The sequence below is a fragment of the Campylobacter jejuni genome, from assembly GCF_001457695.1.
In the GTDB taxonomy this organism is placed as follows: Bacteria; Campylobacterota; Campylobacteria; order Campylobacterales; family Campylobacteraceae; genus Campylobacter_D; species Campylobacter_D jejuni.
The window spans coordinates 350,085-366,264 of the sequence record NZ_LN831025.1 but is presented as its reverse complement, the minus strand read 5'-3'; the positions used below and the strand labels follow the sequence as shown (position 1 = coordinate 366,264).

Sequence of the window (16,180 nt, the reverse complement as noted above, 5' to 3'; positions counted from 1 at the left end):
ATGATACAATACCATAATTTTTCTATACAAAAATAAAAATATTTTTTCAAGGATAAATTTTGGGACTAAAAGATAATTTAAAAGCTGTTAAAAATGAACTTAACACAGAAGAACAATTTATAGAAAATTTTATTAAAGGAGAGAGATTTATACGCAAGTATAAATTTTATATATCTGCTGTTGTGATAATTTTAGTTGCTTGGTTTGCTGGAAATTTTATAATCTCAAAAATAAACGATTATAAAACAAAAGAAGCAAATGAAATTTATGCCAATCTAATACAAGATCCTAGCAATAAAAATCTTTTAGAACAACTTAAAAATAAAAATACTAATCTTTACACTATCTTTTTACTAAAAGAAAATATTAATGATTTTAATAATACAACTCTCCAAAATGAACTAAAACAAATTTATAATAATACTCAAACAAACACTTTACTTAAAAATATTGTCGCATTATCTTTAGGAGATAAATCAATATTTTTAAAAAATTATGATAAATTATTAGAAGCTTACAAACTTTTAGAGCAAAATAAAATCGAAGAAGCTAATGTTTTACTTTCTCAGATAAAAGAAAATTCAAGTTTAAATCAAATAGCTAAAAATCTCAAACATTATCAAGGCATTACACAATGAAAAAAATATTTTTAACACTATTTTGTTTAATATTTCTATGTGCTTGTGGCACCAAAAGACAATATTTTAAACCAAAACAAACCGATGGAGATTTAAGTCATAATAGCAATTTAAAAAGTAAAATCGTTGATTGGAATCTAGTTTCTGCAAAACTTAGCAATAATACCGCTATCTTAAAAAATAATATCCCTATGGACAAGTTTAAACTTCCTAAAAATTATATGCTTCTAGCTTATCAAGATGGGGAATATTTTACTGCAGATAATAATGGAAATTTAAAAATTTTTGACAATTCTTATAATGAAATTTATAATTTTCAATTTGACGCTAGTGTTGTAGGAGTAGCTTCTAATGGAGATGATTTAGCCCTTGTACTTGCAAACAATACTATAGTTCTTGCAAATCGTTCTTTGGGTATTAAATTCAGCCAAACCCTAACCTCAGCTCCAGCTCAAGACAGTCGTACCGCTAATCCTATATTTTTAGACAATATCATCGTATATCCAACGCTAGATGGCAAAATTTTAATTCTTTCAAGAAACAATCTTCAAATCATTAAAGATGTGGTTATTTCAGCAGAAAATTTTTTCAACAATGTAATCCATCTAAGTGTAATTGGAGATAAACTTATAGCAGCAACAGCTAAAAAAATCATTGTTGTAAGCCCTGCAAGAACTCTTTATCTTGATGCTGACATAAAAGATGTTGCACTTAGTGATGATGGTATTTTTATACTAGAAAAAGATGGCACTATTATTAAAACTGATTATAACTTAAGAAAAATTGCGGAAAAAAAATTTGAATTTGCTATTTTTGTAAAAAGTAATATATACAATAATTATTTATATATTTTTGAAAAAACAGGCTATCTTATCAAAATGAATCTAAATTTAGATAATGCACAAGTATTTAAACTTTCAGAAGCTATTGATAAAATTTCTTTCATGGGGAATGGTAAATTTTACTACGGAGATAAAATTTTAGATTTGTTATGATAAAAATTTTAGAACAAACAATAAAGTCTTTAAAATTAAATTTAAAGCCCTATGACTTAAGTATGTTGACTAGAAAAAAAAGTTATATTTGTGCTAAAGATCAAAATAACATTCTTTTTATGTATACAGGAAAAACAAAATTTTTAATGAAAGATGCTTTATTTTTAGAAAATCTAGCACAGCAAATTAACATAAATAACAAATATTTTTTTAGCATGGCTTCTCTTTGCTCTAAAGCAAAAAATCATCTAGAAATGAAGGGATTTAATATCTATGTTGCTCTGTGATATTGGGAATTCAAATGCTAATTTCCTAGATGATAACAAATATTTTACTCTTAGTATAGATCAGTTTTTAGAATTTAAAAATGAACAAAAAATTTTTTATATCAATGTCAATGAACATCTCAAAGAACATTTAAAAAATCAAAAAAATTTTATCAATCTTGAACCTTATTTTTTATTTGATACAATTTATCAAGGATTAGGAATCGATCGCATAGCAGCTTGTTATACTATTGAAGATGGGGTTGTTGTAGATGCAGGTAGTGCTATTACAATTGATATTATTTCTAATTCTATACATCTTGGTGGTTTTATCTTACCAGGTATTGCAAATTATAAAAAAATTTATAGCCATATTTCACCACGATTAAAAAGTGAATTTAACACTCAAGTTAGTCTTGATGCATTCCCGCAAAAAACTATAGATGCTTTAAGTTATGGTGTTTTTAAAGGAATTTACCTACTGATAAAAGATGCCGCTCAAAATAAAAAGCTTTATTTCACTGGTGGAGATGGACAATTTTTAGCAAATTATTTCGATCACGCAATTTATGATAAACTTTTAATCTTTCGAGGAATGAAAAAGATTATAAAAGAAAATCCCAATTTACTTTATTAAAAATGTTACAAAAATTCTCATTGATATCAAACCTTAATGAAATTTAACTTTTTGTAAAACAAATTCAATTAAACTTTATTTAGAAAAAAGTTTATTAAAATAAAAAAAGGAAAAACAATGGGTCAACAAGAATTTGATGTGCTTGTCATCGGAGCTGGAATTTCGGGAGCAGCATTATTTTACGAGCTTGCAAGATATACAAATATTAAAAATATTGCTTTGATAGAAAAATATAATACAGCTGCAACATTAAATTCTAAGGGAACGAGTAATTCTCAAACCATTCATTGTGGAGATATTGAAACCAATTATACTTTAGAAAAAGCGCGAAAAGTAAAAAGAACAGCTGATATGATAGTTAAATATGGACTCATGCAAAATGCGCAAAATAATTTCATGTTTTCTCATCAAAAAATGGCTCTAGCTGTTGGAGATATAGAATGTGATTATATGAAAAAACGCTATGAAGAATTTAAAGAACTTTATCCTTATATAAAATTTTTCGATAAAGCAAAAATCAAACAAATTGAACCCAAGGTTGTTTTAGGAGAAGATTGCAATCAAGATAGACCTGAAAATATCTGTGCCATGGGTGTTGAAAGCGGCGAGGTTTTTACAACTGTAGATTTTGGGAAAATGAGTATAAATCTAATAGAACAAGCCCAAAAACAAAATAAAAATACTTTCGTTGCCTTTAATCAAGAAATTATTCACATAGAAAAAAAAGATGATATTTTTATATTAAAAACCTCAAATCATCAAGAATACCATGCCAAAAGCGTAGTTGTCAATGCTGGGGCGCACTCTTTACATTTAGCACATAAAATGAACTTAGGTATGGATAAGTCTTGTTGGCCTGTTGCAGGAAGTTTTTATTTAACCAAACAAAAACTTTTAAATGGCAAAGTTTATATGGTGCAAAATCCTAAACTTCCATTTGCAGCCCTTCATGGAGATCCTGATTTGCTTGCTGATATGAACACTCGCTTTGGACCTACTGCACTTGTTATTCCAAAACTAGAACGTTATCATGGTCTAAAATCAGTTCCAGAATTTTTTGAAGCACTAAAACTTGATAAAACTGTTTTAAAAGTAACTTTTAATATGTTTAAAGATGCAACAATTAGAAATTACATCTTTTATAATTATCTTTTTGAACTACCTTTTATTGATAAAAGCTTATTTGTTAAAGATGCCAAAAAAATAGTCCCAAGTCTTAAAGCAAGCGATATTTATTATGCGAAAGGTTTTGGAGGCGTAAGACCACAAGTTATTGATAAAACTAAAGGAGAATTAATGCTAGGTGAAGCAAGTATCACAGAAACCCCTGGTATTATTTTCAATATGACTCCAAGTCCTGGGGCAACAAGTTGTTTAGGAAATGCTGAAAGAGATGCAAAGCTTATATGTAATTACCTAGGAATGGAATTTAACGAAGATAAATTTTCTTCAGAATTATTGTAATCATTTTGTTTCTATTTTTAGATACAATAATTTCAAAAGGAGTTTACCATGCTTAAAAAAACAAAAATTGTAGCCACAGTAGGTCCAGCAAGTGAAAAGGAAGAAATTCTACGCCAAATGATTATCAATGGTGTAAATGTTTTCCGTTTAAACTTTTCTCATGGAACACATGAGTATCATAAAAAAAACTTAGATACCATAAGAAGAGTAGCTAAAGAATTGCATACTCGTATTGGAATTTTACAAGACATTAGTGGTCCTAAAATTCGTACAGGTGAACTTAAAGAACCATTTGAATTAAAAAAGGGTGATAGACTTGATTTTTATCGTGAAACAATTTTAGGGGAGAAGATTGCTCAAAATCATTATAAAATCAGTATTAATCAAAAATCTATTTTAGATATGTTAAAAATTGATGAATATATTTATCTATATGATGGATCAATTCGTGCTAAAGTAGAAAACATAGATGATCAAAAAATTAAAACCATTATAGAAAATGATGGTTTTTTAAACTCAAATAAAGGTATTAATTTTCCGAATACTAAAATCAATATTGATGTTATTACACAAAAAGATAAAAATGATTTACTTTGGGGTATAAAAAATGAAGTAGATTTTTTAGCAATATCTTTCGTACAAAATGCGCACGATATTGATGAAGTTCGTGAAATTTTAGCACAAAATAACGCAAAAATATCTATTTTTGCAAAAATTGAAAAATTTGATGCAGTAGAAAATATTGATGAGATTATTAAATCTAGCGATGGTGTAATGGTTGCAAGAGGAGACTTAGGTATTGAGGTACCTTATTATAAAGTTCCTAATATCCAAAAAGAAATTATACAAAAAGCAAACAATGCCTCTAAGCCTGTTATTACTGCGACTCAAATGCTTTTTTCATTAGCCAAAAGCAAAACCGCCACAAGAGCTGAAATTTCAGATGTTGCAAATGCTGTTCTAGATGGAACAGATGCGGTAATGCTAAGTGAAGAAAGTGCCGTTGGTATAGATCCTGCAAACGCTGTTGATATAATGTGTCAAACTATAATAGAAACAGAAAAACGCTATCCATATAACAAATTTAATGATTTTAATGATTTAGACAATACAGATAAAATCATGCGTTCTTCAGCTCATCTTGCAACAGATCTTAACGCTGATGCTATTTTTTCTTTAACAAGTAGCGGAAAATCTGCTATTAAGATTGCGAGATATCGTCCAAATATAGAAATCATAGCAGTAGGACATTCTGAAAAAACCTTAAACTCTTTAAGCATAGTTTGGGGAGTTAATCCTGCGATTTTAGTTAACAAAAGTAATGAACTTACAGAATTATTAAAAGACTCTGTAAGATCAAGCGTTGAAAAAGGTTTTATGGATGAAGATAAATGCTATCTTCTAACTGCAGGCTTTCCAACAGGGGTAGAAGGCACTAGCAATCTTATCCGCATTCTCAATAAAGAGCAAATTACTTATTATCTACAATAAAACATTAAATTCCTTTGAAAATAAGGAATTTAATGTCCTTATAAATTTTTTAAGTCAAAAGTCGATATAAATTAAAGCCTCACACAAAGGAGCAAATATGCAAGTGAATACTTTTTCAAATATCGCTAGCATGGCACAAACACAAGTTAGCAATAAGAAGGCAGATGATGCTAAGGAAAACACAAAAGACAAAAATGTTCAAAGTGCTAATTCTAGTAAGGATGTAGATAAAAATACCCTTGAAAAATTAAATGCACTTGGTGGAAAGGGCATTACACAAATTTACCTAGTTCAGTTTCAACAGCAAACAATGAATGCTGTAATAGGTTCGAGCAATGCCCAAGCTGGACTAGATAGTCTTTTAAATGGTGCCAATTTAGATACTGCGAAATCTATACTTACAAATATTGATTTTGCATCCTTAGGTTACAATGGCAAAAATCCACTTGATATGAATACAGATGAACTTCAACAACTTGTAAGTGAAGATGGTTTTTTTGGAGTGGAAAATACAGCCAATCGCATCGCGGATTTTGTTATTAAAGGCGGTGGCGACGATGTTGAAAAATTGAAAAAAGGTCTTGAAGGTATGAAAAAAGGATTTGAGCAAGCAGAAAAAATGTGGGGTGGAGAACTTCCTCAAATCAGTCAAGATACAATAGATGCGGCACTTAAAAAAGTTAGCGATCGCATCGATGAACTAGGCGGAAAAACTCTAGATCTTCAAGCTTAACTAAAAATGCTTAGAAATTTCTAAGCATTTTTAGTTGTTATTAATATCAAAAGTAAAAAATTCACTCTTAAAATTATTAGGTAAAGTTTTATACTGAGATATCGCAGCTTCATAGTTCTTTACTTCTTGATACAACATACCAAGAGCTGCTTTACTTTCTTTATTATTTTTATCTGTAAGTTTAGAAAGCTGCAAAAGTGCTATAGCTGAATTTGGATTATTTGCACCTACGGCTGCTACAGCTGCTAAAAATAAAGTTTTAGTATCTTTAGCTCCATAATCATCAATCAAAGAATTATAAAGTGCATAAGCCTCCTCGTATTGCTGTGCAAAAATATCCAAATAAGCTAAAGTTTGTAAAATACCCTCATCTTTTGCTCCTGAAACATTAATCAACTCTTTAAATTTCTGTCTTTCTAAATTTAAAAGCCCTGCAATATGCATTAAATTAACATAAAATTCCCTAGCGATACTTGGTCCACCAAAAACACTACGATAATCAAGTTTTAAATTTTTAAAATGAATTTGAGCATTTTGAGCATATTCTTTAATATTTAAATTTGAATTTAAAGAATTAAAATACAAAATATTTGCCAAAATATCTTCAGGCAACTCTGAACGCAATTTAGCAATTTTCACATCTACTTGATTATTAAGGTTATTATTTTTAGCAATAATAGCTTCAAAAATCAAACTCAAAGGCGTATCTTTTTTTATTTCATCTAAATAAGGAAGCATAGAAATATAATTATTATTAACTAAAAATAACATACTTTTTTGCATATTAGCTTTAAAATTAGAATCAGCAGCTATATTATCAAGAATTTCATTGTAAAGTTTAGTTGTATCAATATCAATTAATTTTGCACAAAACATAGCAAAAGCACCTGCTAAGTAATTTTTAGGATTAAGATGATATGAACTTGAAAAATGCTTATAAGCAAGTTCATAATTTTGCATTTGGGCATAAGTTAAAGCCAAATTATAATGTAAAATACTATGTTCTGGATAATCCTTGATAAGTTTTTGAAATTCTTGGTTAGCAAGGCGTAACTTCTGATTTAATGCATAGTTAATAATATTGGCAATTTTTACATTGGTAGATGAAAGAGCTTTGCTTATATTAAGATAAATTCCCGCATCAGTACTATCATCTACGAAATCTGTAACATTAGCTTTTTTAATATATAAAGCAGCCTGCTTACTATCAAACACTTGATAAGGTGCAAAATAAAAAAGCAAATCGAATTGATCTTTTTGTTTTTTTAACAAATCTTTTGAAAAAGAATTTTGAGCAACTGCTATATTAAAAAGATCCTTATTTAAACGAACTTGAATTTTATAAGTATCTAAAATCTTATATCTATCTTTATCGTTATCATAAGAATTTTGCAAGCGCGCTAACATATCTTGATAATTTCCTGTTTTAATATCAACCAATGTTAAAGCCGCTAAACTCTGATTAAAATCTCTTTCAATTTTCATCGCTGTGCTTAAAGCGACTTTAGCTTTAGCATATTCTCCTATTCTAGCGTATAAAAGACCTAAAGATAAACTGGATTCAAAATTGCCTTGAGAATTTAATTGCTGTATAGCCTTGGAATCAAAGTCCATTTTTGCATAAATTTTAGCAGACAAATACTTTGCAACATCAGAATACGGCTCCACATCTGTTCTTTGTAACATTTGTAAGGCCTCAGGGTAATATCCTTTGTAATAATTAATCAAGCTTAAATAATAATCATATAATTTTGATTTTCCTTCTTTTGGAAGATACACTTGAGCTAAATCAATATAATATCTAAATTTTTCCTTATCATTAAGCTTTAAAGCACAAACAGCAGCATTGATAGCAGCTACACTTTGATTTTCTCCATTGGCTATAGCTTTTTTGAAGCTTTCAAAAGCTTCTTGGAATTTATTCTCATTCATTTGAGAAACGCCTAAATTATAATTAGATAAAGATTCGTTATATACGGCAACTTGCTCATAAACTTTTAAAGCCTGTTCAACCTCACCCTTTAAATATAAAGCATTTGCTTTTTGGATCATACCATCAATTCTTTGCATATCATTGTATTTATATGATTCATCAGGCATAACAACAGGTTGTTCTAAAGGCTTAGAAGCTATAATATCTGGTTTAATTTTTCCTTCACTAAAAGTTAAATAAAAAAGTGTAAAAACTAAAATGCAAATAATCCCCAAAGATAAACCCACAAGAGACATAAACTTACGATCTTTATACCAAGGCGTAGGCTCTTGACTTTCAACTTCTTCAAAAGTTGATACATCTTCAGGCGCACTTTCTCTTGTAAATTTAAAACCACTATCACTATTTTCTTGAGGTAATTCTTCTGGCAATGATGCAAATTCTTCATCTTCTGGAGCTTGCCCCTCTTGCCCCTTAAATCCCTCTAAACTCTCATCAAGTCTTGGTTGATTTAAGCCATCTTCGGGTTTTTCTAGTATTATATCTTCTTGTTCAGCCATCTATACTCTTTAAAAATATTTTTTCAAAGCATCAGGAATATGAATTTTTCCTTCTTTATCTTGATAATTTTCCATAATCGCTACCAAGGTTCTTCCTACTGCCAAAGATGAGCCATTAAGAGTGTGAACGAGTTCATTTTTTCCTTGTTCGTTTTTATAGCGAATTTTAGCGCGTCTTGCTTGAAAATCACGACAATTTGAAACCGAGCTGATCTCACGATATTTATTTTGTCCTGGAAGCCACACTTCAAGATCTACAGTTTTTGCCGCACTAAAACCCAAATCTCCGGTGCAAAGCATCAAATGTCTATGCGCTAAACCTAAAGAACTGAGTAAATCACTTGCACACTCAAGCATTTCATTAAACACGCTATCACTTTGCTCAGGTTTAGTGATACTTACAAGCTCTACTTTTTCAAACTGGTGTTGTCTTATAATACCTCTTGTATCACGCCCTGCACTGCCTGCTTCTTTTCTAAAACAAGCACTATAACAAGTCATTTTTATCGGTAAAGTTTCACTAGCTAAAATTTCTCCACTATAAAGATTGGTTACTGGAATTTCAGAAGTTGAGATCAAATACAAATCCTCATCATCTACCTTATACATATCTTCTTTAAATTTTGGCAACTGACCTGTCCCAAACATAGTAGCACCATTTACCAAAAAAGGTACATTAACAAATTCAAATCCACGACTTCTATTAAAATCTATCATATAATTTACCAAAGCACGGCTTAATAAAGCTCCTTCGTTCTTAAGCACACAAAAACGGCTTTGTGAAATTTTTACCCCACGCACAAAATCAAGCCAATTTAAACTCTCACCTAATTCAAAATGTTCTTTTGGAGTAAAATCAAAGCTAGGTGGATTTAAAACTTTTTTAAGCTCCACATTTTCATCTTCGTCTTCACCCACAGGCACACATTCATCAGGGATATTTGGGATGGCATGAGCGATTTCTTCAAGCTCATTTTCTAAAGCATTTACTTTAGTGCTTTGCTCATTAATTTTACTTTTATTTTCGCTTAATTTTGCTTTTAAACTTTCTTTATCTTCGGCTGTAGCAAGTTCTTTACTGAATTTATTTTGAAAAGCTTGAAATTCTTCTAAAGCTGTTTTTTCTTTTTTTAAACTTGCAAAAAGTTCAGCAAGTTTTTTTAAGATATTTTCATCAACTTTTTTATTTTTTAACTTTTTAGCCACTTCATCAAAATTATTTTGCAAATTTTTTAAATCTAGCATTTTCTACTCCTTAAAGTCCGATTTTTTCATAAATTTTTTGCATTTTTTCTTGGGCGATTTTTCTTGCTTTTGTCGCACCAAAATCCAAAATTTCTTTCAAATGCGAAGGCTTTTCTAAAAGCTCATTATATTTTTCTCTTGCTTCTTTAAAATAAGCATTTACAAGCTCGTTTAAATACATTTTAAAATGTCCATAACCCTCACCACCTTTTTCATAGCGTATTTGTAATTCTTTTTGCCCTGATTCATCTAAAAAAAGCTTTGCGATTTTAAAAATATTGCAGTTTTCATGATCTTTTGGATCTTCTAAAGCGGTGCTATCTGTAACTATGGAAGAAATTTGTTTTTTTAAGGTTTTTTCACTGCTAAAAATATCTATAGTATTTTGATAAGATTTACTCATTTTTGCCCCATCAGTGCCTACAACTACAGCTACTTCTTCATTAACTTTAGCCTTTGGAAGGGTAAAAATTTCACCCCATTCATTATTAACTTTTAAAGCAATATCACGTGCGATTTCAACATGTTGGATTTGATCTTTTCCCACAGGAACAATTTGTGTATCAAAAAGTAAAATATCAGCTGCCATTAAAACAGGATAAGAAAAAAGCCCATGTGAAGCACTAAGCCCCTTAGCAACTTTATCCTTGTAACTATGCGCACGCTCTAATAAACCCATAGGAGTAAATTGCGATAAAATCCAATAAAGCTCCATAACTTCCTTAACATCACTTTGCAACCAAAAAACGCTTTTTTGAGGATCTATACCAAGGCTTAAAAAAGCCGCAGCAGCTTTTAAGGAATTTTGTTTAAGTTTTTCTCCATCTTGAGAAGAAGTCATGGCATGATAATTAGCAATAAACATAAACATTTGGCTTTTTTCTTGTGCATCTACCATTTGCTTAATTGCACCAAAATAATTACCTATATGCAAATCGCCACTTGGCTGAAGGCCTGTTAATACTCTCATTTTATCACCTTTTTAATCTCGCTTAAAAGCTCATCTATATTTTTATTTTCTATATTTAAAATAAAATTTGCCTTTTGTTCATACTTGCTTAAACGCTCATTATATAATTTTTTTGCTTTAATTTCATCATAAAATAAAGGTCTTTTAGAAATTTCATCTTTGTCTAAACGCTTTTTTAAATATTCAAAATCTGCTTTTAAATAAATACAAAAACCTGCTTTTTCTAAATTTGAAACATTAACAAAACCCCCGCCTGTAGCAATACAAGCTTTCTCACAAGAACTAAAAAAATCAGCCATTTTTTGCTCTTGTTCTCTAAAAAAATTTTCCCCTTTTTGTTCAAAAATTTCACTGACTTTTTGATTAAATTTTTGTTCTATTAAAAAATCACTATCTAAAAAAACAAGATCTAAATCCTTAGCTAAAGCTCTTGCTAAAGTGCTTTTTCCAGAACCCATAAATCCTATAAAAACTATATTTTTAACTTTCATCATTTTCTTTACTGCCCTTTTTACGCGAAGCAATCACTAAAGGCACACCTTCAAAATTAAATTCTTTTCTGATTTGATTTTGCAAATAACGCTTGTAACTAAAATGCAAAGCCTTGGGACGATTCATGATAAGTGCAATTTTTGGCGGCGCTAAGTCATATTGTACTACATAATAAATTTTAACCAATTTCCCATAATCATGCGGCAAAGGATGTGCTCTTGTGGCATTTTCTATCAGAGTATTAAGCTTAGAAGTTTGGATTTTTTGAGTGAAATTCTCAAAAATTTGCAAAATTTTATCTAGTAAAACATGCACCCTTTTTCCACTTAAAGCCGATACGCTAATCACAGGTGCGTAAGCTAGAAATTTAAAACGATCAAGACGCAATTCTTTTACAGTCTTATCAAAATCCATCTCACTTTTATCCCATTTATTTAAAACAATAATCACACCTAAATAATGCTTAGCCACAAGCCCAGCAATGCGTTCATCAAGCTCGTTAAAGCCCTCATGCGCATCTAAAACCAAAAGTGCTATTTGAGAATGAGATAAAATTTTTTCCGTGCGATTTAGGGCAAAGCGTTCGAGTCCTTGAATTTTACCCCTTTTTCTAATACCTGCAGTATCAACAAATTCTATCACTTTATCTTTATGAACTACACTTTCATTAACAGGATCTATAGTAGTTCCTGCAATAGAACTTACAACACTGCGTTCTTGTTTAACCAAAGCATTTAAAAGACTTGATTTTCCAACATTTACACGCCCTACAATACCCACTCTGATATGATTTTGATCGACTTCTTTAAATTGAAATTCTTTTCCTTCTTCATAATGCTCTAAAAAATCTTCTAAATTTTCTTCTTCATCGGGGATTAAAAACTCTTCATGTAAAAATTTTTCAAGCCATTCATAAAGTTCATCTAAGCCTACATTATGGGTTACTGAAAGATTAAAGATTTCCTTTACGCCAAAATTTGCAAACTCCCAAGCCCTTTCTTCATCTTTTTTATTATCTACTTTATTAATCACTAAGGCTATAGGTTTTCCAAGTTTTTTTAAAGAATAAAAAAACTGTCTATCCTCATCATCAGGCGCTAATTTCCCATCAACTAGATAAAGTATGATATCGCTTTCTTTAGCTACTTTTAAAGTGTTTTTTTTCACATTTTTAAAAAGTTCATCACTTTCATCAAGCCCCCCACTATCAATAAGCATGGCTTTTTTTGAATGAATATGAATTTGCGTTTTATTTGTATCTCTAGTTGTGCCTGAAATATCACTTGTAATAGCTATTCTTTGTCTTGCCATTCTATTAAAAAGGCTTGATTTTCCCACATTTGGCTTACCTATAAGTATGATGCTTTGCATTTTTTTCCTAGAAAATTATATTTTTAAAATTATATAAAATTTGGCTTAATATTAAGCAAAAAAAGACTAGAATTAACCCAGATTTTAGTCAAGGAAAAAAATGCTAAAAGTAATCAAGCATAATTTAGGAATTTATTTCATGATTTTAGCATGTTTGGATTTTGCACTTATGGGAGCTTGTGCAAAAATTCTTAGCAAGGAAATGAGTTCTATAGAAATTATGTTTTTTAGAAATATCATAGGAATTTTTTTCATAGTCTATCTTTTAAAACGATCTAAGGCACATAAAAAAGGGGGATATTTTTGGCTCTTGGTATTTCGTGGAGTAGTAGGCACGCTTTCACTATATATGTTTTTCTATAATGTTTCAAATATTACACTAGGTGGAGCTTTTGCTTTTCAAAAAACTGCTCCTATTTTTATTACTTTAATAGCTTTTGTTGTTTTTAAAGAAAATATTGGCATCAAAGGCTGGATAGGAATTTTAATAGCATTTGGTGGAGTGCTTTTAATCGCTCAGCCTTGGGCTCATAATTTAAATCATTCAGGCTTTGATTTAAAAAATTCAGTTATAGGTATCACGAGTGGATTTTTAGCCGCTTTAGCTCTTACAAGTGTAAGAGAACTTAGAAAATCTTACACTACAGAACAAATTGCCTTTTCTTTTATCCTTTTAGGAACCTTAATGCCTTTAATTTCTATGATCAGTGCTGAATTTTTTGAACCACAGCATCTTGATTCTTTACATTTAGATTTCATTCTAGCACCTTTTGTGATGCCAAGTCTTACAGCTTGGCTTATCATTGCCATTATGGGAACTTTAGGCACCATTTATCAAATTCATGTCACTAAAGCTTATGGTATCGCTAAACAAGCAGGAGTGGTTGCCGGAGTTAGTTATCTTGATGTAGTATTTAGTATGATAGTTGGGATAATTTTGGGAGATAATTTACCAAGTACTATGGTTTTTTTAGGTATAATAGGCATTATTTTTGGTGGATTAATTTTAGTTAAGAACAAAGGAAAAAAATGAAAAAAATGATACTCATTGCTGGTCCTTGCGTGATAGAAAGCAAAGATTTGATTTTTAAAGTTGCTGAACAGTTAAAAAATTTTAATGAAAATCCAAATATAGAATTTTATTTCAAATCAAGTTTTGATAAGGCCAATCGCACAAGTATTAATTCTTTTCGAGGTCCTGGTCTTGAAGAAGGATTAAAAATTTTACAAAGCGTAAAAGATGAATTTGGTATGAAAATCTTAACCGATATACACGAAAGCAATCAAGCAAACCCTGTAAGTGAAGTAGCTGATGTCTTGCAAATTCCTGCTTTTTTATGTCGTCAAACCGATTTACTTGTAGCCGCAGCAAAAACTAAGGCAAAAATTAATATCAAAAAAGGACAATTTTTAAACCCAAGCGATATCAAATACAGCGTTAAAAAAGTTCTACAAACCCGTGGTATAGAAGATGAAGGCTATGAAGCTGCTCAAAGAAATGGTGTTTTTGTAGCCGAAAGAGGGGCTAGCTTTGGCTATGGAAATTTAGTAGTAGATATGCGTTCTTTAGTTATCATGCGTGAATTTGCTCCAGTTATTTTTGATGCTACCCATAGTGTACAAATGCCAGGGGCTGCAGGTGGAAGTAGCGGAGGGAAAAGCGAATTTGTAGAACCTTTAGCAAGAGCGGCAGCAGCCGTAGGCATAGATGGCTTTTTCTTTGAAACACATATTAATCCTTGCGAGGCTTTATGCGATGGACCTAATATGCTTAATCTTACACGCCTTAAAAATTGCGTTAATACATTACTAGAAATACAAAATATCATAAAGGAAAACAAATGAATATTATTGAAGGAAAATTAAATTTAGACTCAAATACAAAAATTGCTATCATTAATGCAAGATTTAATCATATCATCACAGATCGCCTTGTAGAAGGAGCAAAAGATGCTTTTTTAAGACACGGGGGCAAAGAGGAAAATCTAAGCCTTATACTTGTTCCTGGTGCTTTTGAACTTCCGTATGCGTTAAAAAAAGCTATAGAAAGCAAAAAATTTGATGCAATTTGTTGCGTAGGTGCAGTAATTCGTGGCTCAACTCCGCATTTTGACTATGTTTCAGCAGAAACCACCAAAGGCATAGCCAATGTGAGTTTAAATCATAATATCCCTGTAAGCTTTGGTGTTTTAACTACAGACACAATAGAACAAGCCATAGAAAGAGCTGGAAGCAAAGCAGGCAATAAAGGCTTTGAAGCTATGACAACTATAATTGAGATGTTAAATTTAAGCAAGGAGCTTTAATGGCAACGCGTCATCAAGTTCGCCAAAGCGTCATCTCCTTACTTTATGCTTTTGAATTAAATTCTCAAAACAACGTTTTTGTAGATGAAATTTTAGATGAAAAAAAAATACGCAATGAACAAAAAAATTTTACTTTAAATTTATATAATGGAATTTTAGATAATTTAAACAATATTGATGAAACCTTAAATTCATTTCTAAATGATAATCAAATTACAGCTTTAGGACATGTAGAAAGAGCTATACTAAGACTTGGAGCTTATGAGTTACTTTTTACCGATACTCCTAGCGCCATTGTCATCAATGAGGCTATAGAACTTGCTAAAGAACTTGCTAATGATAATTCTCCAAAATTTATAAATGGAGTTTTAGATGCCTTAATAAAGGCTAAAAAATGAAGCTTTGTGTCGCACTTGATCTTTCTACAAAAGAAGAATGCTTACAACTTGCCAAAGAATTAAAAAATTTAGACATATGGTTAAAAGTAGGTTTAAGAGCATATTTAAGAGATGGTTTTAAATTCATAGAAGAACTTAAAAAAGTTGATGATTTTAAAATATTTCTTGATCTTAAAATTCATGATATTCCCAACACTATGGCAGATGCTTGCGAAGAAGTATCAAAACTTGGTGTTGATATGATCAATATCCACGCAAGTGCTGGAAAAATAGCCATACAAGAAGTTATGACACGGCTTAGCAAATTTTCAAAAAGACCTTTAGTTTTAGCAGTTTCTGCTCTTACGAGTTTTGATGAAGAAAATTTCTTTAGTATTTATAGACAAAAAATTGAAGAAGCTGTAATTAATTTTTCAAAAATATCCTATGAAAATGGACTTGATGGTATGGTATGTTCTGTTTTTGAAAGTAAAATCATCAAAGAACACACTCAAAGAAATTTCCTAACTCTCACTCCAGGTATTCGTCCATTTGGAGAGAAAAATGATGATCAAAAACGCGTCGCTAATTTAACAATGGCTAGAGAAAATTTAAGCGATTTTATAGTAGTTGGACGCCCTATTTATAAAGATAATAACCCTAGAAAAATTTGCGAAAAAATTCTACAAGAAATTTAATAAT

At 30.4% G+C, this 16,180-nt stretch carries 16 protein-coding genes and 1 pseudogene; 12 read left to right on the top strand and 5 right to left on the bottom strand.

All coding sequences use genetic code 11. The features are described 5' to 3' along the window. The first annotated feature begins 59 nt into the window (after positions 1–59). The 7 genes from AT682_RS01930 to AT682_RS01900 all read left to right on the top strand — a co-directional run bounded on the left by AT682_RS01930 (position 60) and on the right by AT682_RS01900 (position 6,224). Complete coding sequence (locus AT682_RS01930; protein ID WP_002882171.1) at positions 60–638, top strand: YfgM family protein; 579 nt, start codon at positions 60–62, stop codon at positions 636–638. Continuing rightward, positions 635–1,633 (top strand): hypothetical protein, encoded by a 999-nt coding sequence (locus AT682_RS01925; RefSeq protein ID WP_002882172.1) that lies wholly within the window; start codon positions 635–637, stop codon positions 1,631–1,633. The genes AT682_RS01930 and AT682_RS01925 overlap by 4 nt, the downstream gene beginning before the upstream one ends. Beyond that, complete coding sequence (locus AT682_RS01920; RefSeq protein ID WP_002859475.1) at positions 1,630–1,920, top strand: hypothetical protein; 291 nt, start codon at positions 1,630–1,632, stop codon at positions 1,918–1,920. Before AT682_RS01925 ends, AT682_RS01920 begins: the two co-directional genes overlap by 4 nt. Then, complete coding sequence (locus tag AT682_RS01915; protein ID WP_002882173.1) at positions 1,907–2,536, top strand: type III pantothenate kinase; 630 nt, start codon at positions 1,907–1,909, stop codon at positions 2,534–2,536. The genes AT682_RS01920 and AT682_RS01915 overlap by 14 nt, the downstream gene beginning before the upstream one ends. Positions 2,537–2,653: 117 nt before the next feature. Then, positions 2,654–4,000, top strand: a complete 1,347-nt coding sequence (mqo, locus tag AT682_RS01910) for an FAD-dependent oxidoreductase (RefSeq protein WP_002882176.1) — start codon at positions 2,654–2,656, stop codon at positions 3,998–4,000. 48 nt (positions 4,001–4,048) lie between these two features. Continuing rightward, positions 4,049–5,491: a pyruvate kinase gene (gene pyk, locus AT682_RS01905; RefSeq protein ID WP_016818227.1), complete on the top strand. Its 1,443-nt coding sequence runs from the start codon at positions 4,049–4,051 to the stop codon at positions 5,489–5,491. A gap of 97 nt (positions 5,492–5,588) precedes the next feature. Further along, positions 5,589–6,224, top strand: a complete 636-nt coding sequence (locus AT682_RS01900; RefSeq protein WP_002883242.1) for a hypothetical protein — start codon at positions 5,589–5,591, stop codon at positions 6,222–6,224. A 30-nt stretch (positions 6,225–6,254) separates the two neighbouring features. On the opposite strand, the gene pflB is transcribed toward AT682_RS01900, so the two are convergent. Genes pflB through der form a run of 5 tightly spaced genes read right to left on the bottom strand, consistent with a single transcriptional unit; the run spans position 6,255 to position 12,795 of the window. Then, positions 6,255–8,717 (bottom strand): motility protein PflB, encoded by a 2,463-nt coding sequence (gene pflB / locus AT682_RS01895; protein WP_002882721.1) that lies wholly within the window; start codon positions 8,715–8,717, stop codon positions 6,255–6,257. A 9-nt stretch (positions 8,718–8,726) separates the two neighbouring features. Further along, the gene (serS, locus tag AT682_RS01890; protein WP_002882722.1) at positions 8,727–9,962 is read right to left on the bottom strand and encodes a serine--tRNA ligase; all 1,236 of its coding nucleotides are present in this window, start codon (positions 9,960–9,962) and stop codon (positions 8,727–8,729) included. A gap of 10 nt (positions 9,963–9,972) precedes the next feature. Then, entirely contained in the window at positions 9,973–10,932 is a 960-nt protein-coding gene (gene trpS / locus AT682_RS01885; protein WP_002920165.1) for a tryptophan--tRNA ligase, read from the bottom strand. Further along, positions 10,929–11,426: a shikimate kinase gene (gene aroK / locus AT682_RS01880; protein WP_079263872.1), complete on the bottom strand. Its 498-nt coding sequence runs from the start codon at positions 11,424–11,426 to the stop codon at positions 10,929–10,931. Before aroK ends, trpS begins: the two co-directional genes overlap by 4 nt. Beyond that, positions 11,413–12,795, bottom strand: a complete 1,383-nt coding sequence (gene der / locus AT682_RS01875) for a ribosome biogenesis GTPase Der (RefSeq protein WP_004306626.1) — start codon at positions 12,793–12,795, stop codon at positions 11,413–11,415. Before der ends, aroK begins: the two co-directional genes overlap by 14 nt. 100 nt (positions 12,796–12,895) lie before the next feature. Between der and AT682_RS01870 the strand changes: the two genes are divergently transcribed. From AT682_RS01870 to pyrF, 5 genes and pseudogenes are all read left to right on the top strand, one after another. Then, positions 12,896–13,828: a DMT family transporter gene (locus AT682_RS01870; RefSeq protein WP_004306629.1), complete on the top strand. Its 933-nt coding sequence runs from the start codon at positions 12,896–12,898 to the stop codon at positions 13,826–13,828. Beyond that, the gene (kdsA, locus tag AT682_RS01865) at positions 13,825–14,640 is read left to right on the top strand and encodes a 3-deoxy-8-phosphooctulonate synthase (RefSeq protein ID WP_002858652.1); all 816 of its coding nucleotides are present in this window, start codon (positions 13,825–13,827) and stop codon (positions 14,638–14,640) included. Before AT682_RS01870 ends, kdsA begins: the two co-directional genes overlap by 4 nt. Further along, positions 14,637–15,101, top strand: coding sequence for a 6,7-dimethyl-8-ribityllumazine synthase (gene ribH / locus AT682_RS01860; protein ID WP_004306631.1), 465 nt, complete (start codon positions 14,637–14,639; stop codon positions 15,099–15,101). The genes kdsA and ribH overlap by 4 nt, the downstream gene beginning before the upstream one ends. Continuing rightward, entirely contained in the window at positions 15,101–15,499 is a 399-nt protein-coding gene (nusB, locus tag AT682_RS01855) for a transcription antitermination factor NusB (protein ID WP_002824771.1), read from the top strand. Before ribH ends, nusB begins: the two co-directional genes overlap by 1 nt. Further along, positions 15,496–16,173, top strand: a pseudogene (gene pyrF / locus AT682_RS01850) (orotidine-5'-phosphate decarboxylase); the annotation flags it as partial. The gene nusB and the pseudogene pyrF, both read left to right, overlap by 4 nt. Positions 16,174–16,180 lie beyond the last annotated feature (7 nt).